Here is a 10,942-nt window from a genome sequence, read left to right on the forward strand (position 1 = left end):
GGCGAGATAAAAGCTGTGGCAAAGTGTCAGCGAAAATATTCGGAGCATCGTTTGTGCCATTTATCCCGATTGCCATGTGAGGCAATCTAGCGCTGGGCGTCAATGGCTTTAATCACGCCCCCACCCCACTTTTGACGCTGATACCTAGCATCACTTCCAGATGAACATATGGTTATATGTATTGGTTTACATTTGTAGGACGCTCAGTCAACGATGCTAAACAGGCAAAGAGGTTACCTAGCTAAGGTAACAAAGCGATATGAATGGGGGTTTTTCTCATCAGGGTCGTTAGATTCACTTTCAATCTCTTGCCATGCACCATCCGAGTAATTTGGAAAGTAAGTGTCCCCTGGGGTATCTAGATCAATAAAGGTCAAATATAAACGATTAGCGTGGGGCAAAAAATGCTGATAAACCGTCCCCCCGCCAATGACCATCACTTCTTGCTCGTGCTCTGGCATTCCGTCATTTCGCATATGTGACGTGGCTACAGCAATTGCTTGCTCACAACTATGTACAATGCTCGCATCTGCCAGTTGATAATTCTGATCGCTAGTGATAACAATATTGAGGCGACCGGGTAAAGCCCTACCAATTGATTCGTACGTTTTTCGCCCCATCACAATTGGCTTGCCTAAGGTGATACGTTTAAAGTGTTTTAGATCTGCAGGCATATGCCAAGGCATCTGATTATTAAGACCAATGACTCGTTGGTTTGCCATTGCAGCAACCATAGCTATCTTTGCCATGCTAGAACACCTTACTTTTCAACTACATTACTTGCTATTCACTCGGTAAACCTAGGTTAGCTGAGCTCTTTTAACATGGCACTCTTTACAGAGCACTCACAGCTAACCCATATGCGGCTTACTTTTGGTAAATCACTTCGAAATCGTCGTCTCCATCGAAGTCATCATCATCGTCGTCATCAAAATCATCGTCGTCTTCATAATTTTCCACTGTCTCTTTATGGTAAGTATCCCATTTAAAGCCAACTTCTTCTTCATCAGATTCTTCAATAGCGTCTTCGGGTAAACTTTCGATAAAGTCCATTACCTTGATGCATAACTCTTTAGTGTTTTTGCCCTGCACTGCGGAAATACTGTGATATTCACCTTCCCAGTGCATGGCATCCGCGATTTTTTTACACAGGTCTTGTGCTTCGTCTTCAAACATCAAGTCGACTTTGTTAAACACCAACCAACGTGGTTTAGCGGCCAACTTAGGACTGTATTTTTCTAACTCAGTCACTATCGCTTTGGCGTTATCCACTGGGTCTGAACCATCGGCAGGCATCAAGTCAATAAGGTGTAACAACACCCGACAGCGCTCAAGATGTTTAAGGAATTGAATCCCTAAACCAGCCCCCTCAGACGCACCTTCAATCAAACCAGGAATATCAGCAATCACGAAACTGCTCATGGCATCTAAACGCACAACACCTAAATTAGGCACAAGTGTGGTAAACGGATAATCCGCTACTTTTGGCTTGGCGGCAGAGACGCTACGTATAAAAGTAGACTTACCGGCATTTGGCATGCCCAGCAAACCTACGTCAGCCAGTAACATAAGCTCTAGCTTAAGCATACGTACATCGCCTGGTGTACCTAGTGTTTTTTGACGTGGGGCGCGATTAGTACTGGTTTTAAAGCGTGCATTACCTAAACCGTGATAGCCGCCTTGCGCTGCTTTTAGGCGCTGACCATGCTTGGTCAAATCCCCCAATAGCTCACCTGTCTCGGTATCCGTTGCACGAGTACCTACTGGTACTTTGACTTCTAGGTCAGCTCCTTTACGGCCAGTACAATCAGCGCTTTGACCATTTTTACCGCGCTCAGCACGATGAAATCTCTCAAAGCGATAATCGATAAGCGTGTTTAGGTTTTCATCTGCAACTAAGTAGACGCTTCCACCGTCACCACCATCGCCGCCGTCCGGGCCGCCATCAGGAACATATTTCTCTCGGCGAAAACTAACCGTACCGGCTCCGCCATCACCCGCTTCTACGCGGATCTCAGCTTCATCTACAAATTTCATCGTTAACTCAACTTTCAAGTAAAGAGTATAAAGAGTTTATACTACTTCGCATTTACTGCGGTGTTACACCACAACTGTGCTTATTTGTCTTATTCAAGCAAAATGATAAATAAGACGTCTCAAACAAAAAACCCCGCACAAGCGGGGTCTTTAAAACTGTGTAAAATTGCTAATTATTCAGCAACGATACTTACAAATTTACGGTTTTTAGGACCTTTAACTTCGAATTGAACTTTACCATCTGATAAAGCAAACAAAGTGTGATCTTTGCCGATACCCATATTGTTACCAGCGTGGAAACGAGTACCACGTTGACGAACAATAATGTTACCCGCTAAAACTGACTCACCGCCGTAACGTTTAACACCTAAACGTTTACTTTCTGAGTCGCGACCGTTATTAGTACTACCACCAGCCTTTTTATGTGCCATTAGTTCGAACTCCTATTAAGCGCTTATACCAGTGATTTTCACTTCCGTGAACCACTGACGGTGACCCATTTGGGTACGTGAATGCTTGCGTCGACGAAACTTAACAATCTTAACTTTCTCGCCACGACCATGTGTTACTACTTCAGCAGTAACTTTTCCGCCACTTACAAAAGGCGTACCGATCTTAACATCTTCACCATTGCTCACCATCAAGATATCACCGAATTCTACTGACTCACCTGGAGCCACTTCGATCTTCTCTAGACGAACGGTTTGGCCTTCAGCCACACGGTGTTGTTTGCCACCACTTTGGAAAACCGCGTACATAATTAACTCCGCTCTGCGCTTAATCTTAGCGCTATATATTCAAAAACAGGGCGCGAATTGTACGTGAACCGTGCAGTCGTCGCAAGTACCAAATTGAATTTATTTGTTCAAATATGCAGCAACACATATTCTACGCGTCTTTGCGGGCAATTGTTACATAATGTCTGCTGGATACCCTGTGTAATTTCTGTAAAATCGCACGCTAATTAATACCTTATCGTCAGAGTTGAATTTTAAGTATGGATTTAGACCACATCCTTTCACTCGCTGAGCCAGATATGCTCGCAGTCAATCAACTGATCCAAAAGCAGGTGAATTCAGATGTCTCGCTGATCAATCAACTTGGCTTTTATATAGTTAATAGCGGCGGCAAACGACTTCGCCCGCTGTTAACAGTCTTAGCGGCAAGGGCTTTGAATATTCAGACCGAGCAGCACCACACACTAGCCGCGATCATTGAGTTTATTCATACTGCGACATTACTGCATGACGATGTCGTTGATGAATCAACCATGCGTAGGGGCCGCGAAACCGCTAATGAAGTGTTTGGTAATCAAGCCAGCGTGTTAGTCGGTGACTTCCTTTATACCCGTTCATTCCAAATGATGGTGACCCTCGATAGCATGCGCGTCATGCAAATATTGTCTGATGCGACCAATGTGATTGCCGAAGGGGAAGTGCTGCAGCTCATGAACTGTAATGACCCTGACACCACAGAAGAGAGTTACATGGAGGTTATTTATAGTAAAACCGCTCGCTTGTTCGAGGCTGCCACCTTGTTAGCTGGAGTACTGACTAAGCAAAGTGAAGCGATTGAAAACGCTATGCAAGACTATGGTAAGTATTTAGGCACCGCATTTCAGCTTGTTGACGACATTATGGACTACGCTTCTGACAGTGAAGAGATGGGCAAAAACATGGGGGACGATCTAGCTGAGGGCAAACCCACCCTCCCGCTTCTATATGCTATGTGGCATGGTAATGAGCAGCAAACCGCGATTATTCGCGAGGCCATTGAAACAGGTAACGGCATGGATAACCTAGCTCCGATTTTAGAGACTATGGAACAAACAGGAGCATTAACTTACACCAAACAACAAGCTCTAAAAGCCTCCCAACAAGCCATCGATGCTTTATCCCCGATTGAAGAGTCAGTCTATAAAGAAGCGCTAATTGGCCTAGCCCATATTTCGGTTGAGCGCGTAGCTTAATCATTCAAAATATTAAACGATGTATTTTTGCCCGAGCTTGTCCTCTCGGGCGGCAGTTGAATCAATCCTTCGAAATACTCACTCGACCATTCACGGTTGACACAGATACCTTACCTTGGCCTTGTCCTGTACTTGTGGCTAACCAGCTACTGGGACCGTATTTTTCTTTTTGTACTGTGTCTTGGGTTAAACGGTTAGTGATTTTTCCGCCTGCGTGGGCTCGAATGTCAAACAACGCAGAAACCCCTTCCCTAAAATTCAAATCAATTTCTCCGCCCACCGAAGTGGCGTTAAGCTCTCCCCCTTCAGCCAGTGCTAGTGCGATTTTGAGCTCACCGTTAACGGTCTCTAATTTGGCATATTTAACGGTCTGCATCATTAGTTTTACGTCACCGTTGACAGTGGTAGCCCGTACTTCTTCACTACTGGATTCTGCGTTCACGTCGCCGTTAACCGTTTCATATCTATCTTCACTGCCTTGGGTGCTGCTTGAGCGAATATCACCATTGACCGTTTGAATAGCCACATCTCCTTGGAGTTCGCTGGCGTTAATGTCGCCATTGACCGATTCAAGACGCAAGCGTCCAGCCAGCTGCTTGGCCTTAATGTCACCGTTAACCGTTTCTGCGCTAACACCTCCTTTAACAGCGCTGAGCAATACATCTGCATTCACGGCTGTGTAATTTAGGCGGCTTTGGCGCGGTACAAAAATCACGAGCTGATCTTCGTCATCCTGGTCCCAGCGACTGCTGTGCTTGCGGCTGTTTTTAACTTTCACTTTGATTAACACTTCGTTGCCTCTGCGTTCAAACACAAACCGCTCTGTTTGCTCGCCCAGCGTTCCTTTCACTTGTACTTGAGGCTTGTCCCAACCCTGTATTTCAGCCTGTCCATTAACGTGTTCTATTTCCACATATCCCTTAGGGTTTGCTTCAACGGTGCGATCGATCTGTTCGCCCGCAGAAACACTTAACACAGTCATGATACCGATTACTGTGAACGCCCCTTTAAGCATCATTAGTTTCATTTTTCACTCCTAACATTCTGACTAGATCTGTGACCACTTAGGTGAATGCACACGCTCTATTAAGTTGATCTGTTGCTGATGTACGCTTTGCAGCATTTTCAACAACGCCATGTTATTCGGTTCGTTCTGCAGTGCTTTCTTAATCGCCTCAGCGGCACTATCAAGCTCAGTTAATTGCTGCTGCCAATTGTTAGTGAGTGCGACTTCCCCTTCAAACTGCACTAAAAGCGCATTTTTCTGCTCTGCGTGCTGAGCGCTTAAAGCGGCCACTAATTCATCTCCGCTCATCATATCATCACTAGGTAGCAGTCCTTTCCAGCTTACCAAGGCAAGCATAGCGACAGCCGCTGCCAACACTGATGCCTTGGCCCAATAACGATTATTGCTATTAGCCCGAGCATTCTTCTCGCTTAGGTCGAATACATTACCCGCTTCGTCTTCTTGCTTAACTAACGCCAACTCTATGCCCGGCCATAAATCACGTTCAGGTTGCTTTTGTGTGTCTAGCTGGGCGAGTTTTCCCTGCAAGACCTGCTCAAAATCTGGCTTATGCATACCCCATCCACTCCTCTAATAACTGCTTTGCTCGATGGAATTGAGCCTTACTTGTTCCTACTGCCATATTGGTCATTTGCGCGATTTCTTCATGGCGATAACCCTCAATGGCGTGCAACACAAAAACGATACGAGCGCGCTCAGGTAAGCGGGTCACGTACTTTTCAATATCCACTTCCCCGGCAGAAGGTTCAGCAACATCGTTTGCGGCGCTTGAGTCTTCTATATTAAACATGCGCTGAACCCAGCCACGCTGCTTACGAATATACGAAATCGTAATATGGGATGTCACGGTATGCAGCCATGTCGAGAACTTGCTTTGCTCTGAGTAATCCCCTATTTTCCGCCATAATTGAATAAAGACCTCTTGCGATGCATCCTCTGCCAACGCCTTATCTCCCGTTAGCCGGTAGCACAAAGCATATACCTGACCAATATATTGATGGTACAGCTGATGATATGCCTGTCGGTTTCCATTTTTTACTGCTAGCAGTAGCTGCCGCTCTTCATCGGTGGCAAACTTATGTTTAGCAGCAACAACGTTCGAATACTCAGTCAATCTTCTATCTTCGTTGGCTAGGTTACTAAGTGAGTCGCAGGTTACCTCACAAAGGTTTAAAGCTACAAAAAAGAAATGCGAATGAGTACAACGGGTTTAGCGACAATGAAAACGAGAGCGATATGAAAGTACTAGGTTTATTTACAGGTGTTACCCGCCCCATCGGCCCCAAACACGCCCCGTCAGGCATTGATAAGCGACCAGTCAAGCGCGCAGAGGTAAATCACCTTGGTATTGTCGGTGACGTTCAGGTTGATAAACGCTACCACGGTGGCCCTGAGCGCGCTTTACACCAATATTCTCTGCGTGGTTACGAAACGATAATAAAGCGCCACCCTTTGATGCACAGGACCGCGGTAATGGGCTCCATTGGTGAAAACCTTGCAAGCACCGATATGCATGATAAAAACGTCAACATTGGCGATATATATCGCGTTGGCGAAATTACAGTGCAGGTGACTTCCCCGCGCATTCCCTGCTGGAAGATTGAAGAAAAACTGAATCAAAAAGGCTTAGTCGAGCTCATTAAAAACCGGCAGATCACAGGTTGGTACTATCGCGTGCTTGAAAACGGGGTAGTTACATTAGGAGACAGCATCACACTTGTCGAGCGTCCCAATGCAACTTTATCAGTGGCATCTTTTGTTCAACAGCACTTTGACCAAAACACGTCAGCGGATTCACTACGCCAAATAAGCAATGCGATAGGCTTAGACTCAGAATGGCAACAAAAACTACTACGCCGTATCGATAATCAATAAACTGCAGGCATAAAAAAACACCGCTTAGTGCAATGCAACTAGGCAGTGTTTTTAGTATCCAAACAGGCTTAAATTAAGCTTCTTGAATAATAACCAATTTGATTGTAGCCGTTACTTCTGAGTGCAACTGTAGGTCGATTTCGAACTCGCCAGTTTCACGTAAAGTACCAGTAGGCAATTTAACTTCAGATTTAGCAATCTCAACACCAGCGGCAGTAATTGCCAATGCGATGTCGCGAGTACCGACAGATCCGAACAATTTACCTTCGTCACCAGCAGGTGAAGCGATAGTCACTTCAGCCAACTCAGCAACTTTCGCTGCACGAGCTTCTGCCGCTGCAAGCTGCTCAGCAATTTTTGCTTCAAGCTCTGCACGACGTGCTTCAAATTTTTCTACGTTTGCTTTAGTAGCAGGAACAGCTTGTCCTTGAGGGAACAAGAAGTTACGTGCATAGCCTGATTTTACAGTGACATTGTCACCCAAGCCGCCCAGGTTGGCGACTTTGTTTAGTAGTATGATTTCCATCTTGCTACCTCTTAATTTCGCTAGGGTTACTTGTGAGAATCAGTATATGGAAGCAATGCTAGGAAGCGCGCGCGCTTGATAGCAGTTGACAACTGACGCTGATATTTAGCGCTAGTTCCAGTGATACGGCTAGGTACGATTTTACCACTTTCAGTGACATAGTTTTTCAACATAGCGATGTCTTTATAATCGATCTGAACAACACCATCAGCTGAGAAACGGCAGAATTTACGACGTCTAAAAAAACGAGCCATTTTTTGTCTCCTTATTCTTGTTCGTCAGAAGCAGTAGCTGCTTCTGGTTCTGCAGACTTGTCTTCAGAAGACGGTCTTTCGTCACGCTTTTCACGACGCTCTTCTTTAGCCATTGGCGATTGCTCAGTTTCAGCATCTTTTGTACGCATAACAAGGTTACGCAATACAACGTCGTTGAAACGGAAAGCAGTCTCTAGCTCTTCAACTGCTTCAGCAGAAGCTTCAGCGTTGATAAGTACGTAGTGTGCTTTATGTAATTTGTCGATAGGGTAAGCCAATTGACGACGGCCCCAATCTTCCATGCGGTGGATTGTGCCACCATTCTGGGTAAGAATTCCGGTATAACGCTCGATCATACCAGGAACTTGTTCACTCTGGTCAGGGTGAACCATGAATACGATTTCGTAATGACGCATCATATTGCTCCTCACGGTTGTAGCCTCGACAGCACAGTCAAACTGTATGGAGACAAGGAACTAAAATTAAGGTGACTGTTTTAAGCGGCGCGAATTGTATATAAACTGGTCGAAGGGCACAAGCTATATTTATGCTTATGCCCTATAAAACGGGATGTTTAGATAAATAGAGACGATTTAAATAAAGTGACTCACCTAACTTCGCGGCTCTCTCCCTTAATCGTCTATATCTTGCTTAGTTAGCCAGTCACCAAGTTTTTTCATATCTTCTTCGGCGGCAAAGGTCAGTTCTTCAACCCAATCATGCACATTTTCCCACCATGCGGGGTGATCGCCCTGCTGTATTTGGTTGGCAATTTTCTGCACCCTAGCCAAGCCAACAGACCCAGCTGCGCCTTTTATCTTATGGGCTTGGGAGCACACTTCATCTTTTTCACTGGCACTTAAGCTGAGCTGCAAAATATCTAAATAAACAGGCATATTCTCTTCGAACACTTTAACACTGGTGCTGACCATTTCATGGCCAATGGTATCCACCAACATTTGCAGTAAATCCAAATCCAATATTGCGTCTAACTCTTTATCAGGCTCTTCATCTTTGGGTTTGTGGGACTCATACGGCTGTTCACTAAAGAGTGAATTAAAGACTTCAATGATTCGGCTCTTTTTAACCGGCTTAGCAATAACATCATCCATACCGCTATCAAGGTATTCTTGACGACGCTTAATCACATTCGCTGTCAAAGCGACGATACTGGTTTGCTCCACCAAGCTTTCTTCATGCAACGTAGCTGCAACATCAAAGCCCGTCATGTCTGGTAGTTGAATATCAAGCAGAATCAAATCGTATTGTTTATCGCGTACCATTTTAATCGCTTCGCCACCTGTCATCGCCACATCAACATGCTGATCAAGTTTTTCTAAAAGCGCTTTTGCGACCATTACATTGAGCTCTATATCCTCTACCAACAAGATATTCAGGCCACGTACTTGCAACTCTTCCACTTGCATCGGACGATTACTAATCGGCAAGGGTAACTCCACCGAGAAGCACGTACCTTTACCTATTTCACTGCTGACTTTAATGTCACCGTTCATCAGCGACACCATTTGCTGACAGATAGCCAAACCTATTCCTGTGCCCGTGGCACTTTGATGCTCAGGCAAGTTCACTTGGTAATACATGGCGAATATTTTATCGAGCTCAGTTTGCGGAATACCCACGCCGGTATCGCCCACACGGAAGGTCACATGGCTGATACCATCGCCTGAGGTTTGCGCTTCCACACTCAGGCTGACCTTGCCTTTTTGCGTGAACTTGACCGCATTGAACAGTAAGTTCCACAGAATTTGACGTAACCGAGTGCCATCAACTTCGACAAAATCAGGAAGCGGCTCTCTTATCTCGGTATCAAAAGCAAGGCCTTTATCTGCCGCAAGTAACTTAATAATGCTGCTCAATTCTTCTGTAAAATCTTTGATAGATACGGTTTTTAGAGACAGCTCAAGCTTGTCACGTCCCATGCGGTCAATATCAATAATGTCATTGAAAATGTTACCTAACGTAATACCGCTAGCATAAATCGTACTGACCCAAGCAAATTGTTCTTTATCCAGCTTGGTGTCACGCAGCATGCGACTTAAACCGACGATGCCGTTTAAAGGCGTACGCAATTCATGACTGATCGTGGCGATAAATTTAGTTTTATCTTTACTCGCCTTAGCCACAATATTCTCAGCTTGTTTACGCTCAGTAATATCACGTCCAAACGCTAATAATCCCAAGCGTTTATTGTCTTTGTCGTAAAAAGGTACCTTGCGCATTTCAAAATACCCACGGCGACCATCGGCGAAGCGCAGCCAAATCTCTTCGGTAATACTGACATCGTTCTCTAAGACTTCTTGGTCACTCGCCGCCACTTGGCGAGCCAACTCTTCTTCCCACACCTCGTGCGGCGTTAAACCAATTAATTCAGCTTCAGTCAGTCCGGTCATTTGCTCGGCGACGCGGTTGCAACCGGCAAATTGTCCTTCTTCATTGCGGTAGTAAATTAAATCAGGCGAGGCATCGATAATGGAGCGTAATAACGTCGATAAACGCAGAGCCTGTTCTTCTTTTTCGGCCCTGTCTTTAATTTCGTTCTCTAGTTCTACAAATACATTTTCACGTTCTTCTTGTGCATTTTTGCGCTGCTCAATTTCGTAATTTAACTGTTTAATATTGTTTTGTAGCTCTCGGCTAAGCAAAATATCTTCTTCGCGAAGCCGTTCAAGTTGTGTCACTGCGTCCGATAGGTGCTCTCTGGAGCGCTCAAGCTGCTTAACCAACTCACTGAAGAAAAATAACACCCATGGGGCACTGACTATAGTCAGAATAATCGCACTCATAAAGTCTTCGAGCTTTACATCACCAATGATGTAAATGCGCAAAAAGTACGTACCGGTCATGGTAAACACTAGGGTCAGAATAACGAACAGTACGCTGACACGCAGGGTGCCAAAACGGTTGATAAACTGGGCGAATCGAAGGGCCCAAGGTTCTACTGATTCTTCTCGCTGCATGTATCGCTCTCAAATCTAAATGTAAGGCTGTAAGCGCGACATGCTAGCAAGTTCGACCACAGGGTCAACTGATAATCGTTGGTGGCCGATGGCAATCCAAGTAGGCTTATTCTGTGTGTAAATGAGATATCTCACCGCTGTTGGCAGGTTCTAGCAGTGTTCCCACATCGATACGCGTACTTTTTATGCAGTTTTTTTGGATAACTATTCTAATCACAATGGAGAACTGGGTGTTTGCGGAGGCTGAAATTAACTATTTATTAACACTTTACAGCA

General features: G+C 45.0%; 13 protein-coding genes. 2 read left to right on the plus strand and 11 right to left on the minus strand.

The annotated features are described in order from the left end of the window. Positions 1–233 precede the first annotated feature (233 nt). The 4 genes from folA to rplU form a co-directional block, all read right to left on the minus strand. Positions 234–749, minus strand: coding sequence for a type 3 dihydrofolate reductase (gene folA / locus AC0L6N_RS17100; protein ID WP_473476254.1), 516 nt, complete (start codon positions 747–749; stop codon positions 234–236). Positions 750–867: 118 nt separating this feature from the next. After that, the gene (gene cgtA, locus AC0L6N_RS17105) at positions 868–2,037 is read right to left on the minus strand and encodes an Obg family GTPase CgtA (protein ID WP_473476256.1); all 1,170 of its coding nucleotides are present in this window, start codon (positions 2,035–2,037) and stop codon (positions 868–870) included. A 173-nt stretch (positions 2,038–2,210) separates the two neighbouring features. Next, positions 2,211–2,468, minus strand: coding sequence for a 50S ribosomal protein L27 (gene rpmA / locus AC0L6N_RS17110; protein WP_006990966.1), 258 nt, complete (start codon positions 2,466–2,468; stop codon positions 2,211–2,213). A gap of 15 nt (positions 2,469–2,483) precedes the next feature. Next, complete coding sequence (gene rplU, locus AC0L6N_RS17115) at positions 2,484–2,795, minus strand: 50S ribosomal protein L21 (RefSeq protein ID WP_006990965.1); 312 nt, start codon at positions 2,793–2,795, stop codon at positions 2,484–2,486. Between the two features lie 239 nt (positions 2,796–3,034). Between rplU and ispB the strand changes: the two genes are divergently transcribed. Next, complete coding sequence (ispB, locus tag AC0L6N_RS17120) at positions 3,035–4,006, plus strand: octaprenyl diphosphate synthase (protein WP_473476259.1); 972 nt, start codon at positions 3,035–3,037, stop codon at positions 4,004–4,006. 61 nt (positions 4,007–4,067) lie between these two features. Here ispB and AC0L6N_RS17125 read toward each other — a convergent pair whose 3' ends face one another. The 3 genes from AC0L6N_RS17125 to AC0L6N_RS17135 are packed head-to-tail and all read right to left on the minus strand — an operon-like array spanning position 4,068 to position 6,147. Beyond that, the gene (locus AC0L6N_RS17125) at positions 4,068–5,033 is read right to left on the minus strand and encodes a DUF4097 family beta strand repeat-containing protein (RefSeq protein WP_473476262.1); all 966 of its coding nucleotides are present in this window, start codon (positions 5,031–5,033) and stop codon (positions 4,068–4,070) included. Between the two features lie 21 nt (positions 5,034–5,054). Next, a complete protein-coding gene (locus AC0L6N_RS17130) occupies positions 5,055–5,588 on the minus strand; it encodes a hypothetical protein (RefSeq protein WP_473476265.1) in 534 nt (177 codons plus the stop codon). Further along, positions 5,581–6,147 (minus strand): RNA polymerase sigma factor, encoded by a 567-nt coding sequence (locus AC0L6N_RS17135; protein ID WP_011576459.1) that lies wholly within the window; start codon positions 6,145–6,147, stop codon positions 5,581–5,583. The genes AC0L6N_RS17130 and AC0L6N_RS17135 overlap by 8 nt, the downstream gene beginning before the upstream one ends. A gap of 29 nt (positions 6,148–6,176) precedes the next feature. On the opposite strand from AC0L6N_RS17135, the gene AC0L6N_RS17140 reads away from it, so the two are divergent. Continuing rightward, entirely contained in the window at positions 6,177–6,908 is a 732-nt protein-coding gene (locus tag AC0L6N_RS17140; protein WP_473476268.1) for an MOSC domain-containing protein, read from the plus strand. A 73-nt stretch (positions 6,909–6,981) separates the two neighbouring features. Here AC0L6N_RS17140 and rplI read toward each other — a convergent pair whose 3' ends face one another. From rplI to arcB, 4 genes are all read right to left on the minus strand, one after another. After that, positions 6,982–7,434 (minus strand): 50S ribosomal protein L9, encoded by a 453-nt coding sequence (gene rplI / locus AC0L6N_RS17145; protein WP_011576461.1) that lies wholly within the window; start codon positions 7,432–7,434, stop codon positions 6,982–6,984. Between the two features lie 26 nt (positions 7,435–7,460). After that, on the minus strand, positions 7,461–7,688 hold the full coding sequence (gene rpsR / locus AC0L6N_RS17150) for a 30S ribosomal protein S18 (protein ID WP_006991716.1): 228 nt from the start codon (positions 7,686–7,688) through the stop codon (positions 7,461–7,463). Between the two features lie 11 nt (positions 7,689–7,699). Then, positions 7,700–8,104 carry a 30S ribosomal protein S6 gene (gene rpsF, locus AC0L6N_RS17155; protein WP_191917690.1) on the minus strand — a complete coding sequence of 135 codons (405 nt, stop codon included), beginning with the start codon at positions 8,102–8,104 and terminating at the stop codon, positions 7,700–7,702. A 216-nt stretch (positions 8,105–8,320) separates the two neighbouring features. Further along, a complete protein-coding gene (gene arcB, locus AC0L6N_RS17160) occupies positions 8,321–10,666 on the minus strand; it encodes an aerobic respiration two-component sensor histidine kinase ArcB (RefSeq protein ID WP_473476272.1) in 2,346 nt (781 codons plus the stop codon). Positions 10,667–10,942 lie beyond the last annotated feature (276 nt).

The organism is Paraglaciecola sp. G1-13, assembly GCF_055809255.1.

Bases quoted from the DNA above. Each gene is read 5' to 3' on its own strand.
- folA (WP_473476254.1), bottom strand. From the start codon at position 749: ATGGCAAAGATAGCTATGGTTGCTGCAATGGCAAACCAACGAGTCATT.
- cgtA (WP_473476256.1), bottom strand. From the start codon at position 2,037: ATGAAATTTGTAGATGAAGCTGAGATCCGCGTAGAAGCGGGTGATGGC.
- rpmA (WP_006990966.1), bottom strand. From the start codon at position 2,468: ATGGCACATAAAAAGGCTGGTGGTAGTACTAATAACGGTCGCGACTCA.
- rplU (WP_006990965.1), bottom strand. From the start codon at position 2,795: ATGTACGCGGTTTTCCAAAGTGGTGGCAAACAACACCGTGTGGCTGAA.
- ispB (WP_473476259.1), top strand. From the start codon at position 3,035: ATGGATTTAGACCACATCCTTTCACTCGCTGAGCCAGATATGCTCGCA.
- AC0L6N_RS17125 (WP_473476262.1), bottom strand. From the start codon at position 5,033: ATGAAACTAATGATGCTTAAAGGGGCGTTCACAGTAATCGGTATCATG.
- AC0L6N_RS17130 (WP_473476265.1), bottom strand. From the start codon at position 5,588: ATGCATAAGCCAGATTTTGAGCAGGTCTTGCAGGGAAAACTCGCCCAG.
- rplI (WP_011576461.1), bottom strand. From the start codon at position 7,434: ATGGAAATCATACTACTAAACAAAGTCGCCAACCTGGGCGGCTTGGGT.
- rpsR (WP_006991716.1), bottom strand. From the start codon at position 7,688: ATGGCTCGTTTTTTTAGACGTCGTAAATTCTGCCGTTTCTCAGCTGAT.
- rpsF (WP_191917690.1), bottom strand. From the start codon at position 8,104: ATGCGTCATTACGAAATCGTATTCATGGTTCACCCTGACCAGAGTGAA.
- arcB (WP_473476272.1), bottom strand. From the start codon at position 10,666: ATGCAGCGAGAAGAATCAGTAGAACCTTGGGCCCTTCGATTCGCCCAG.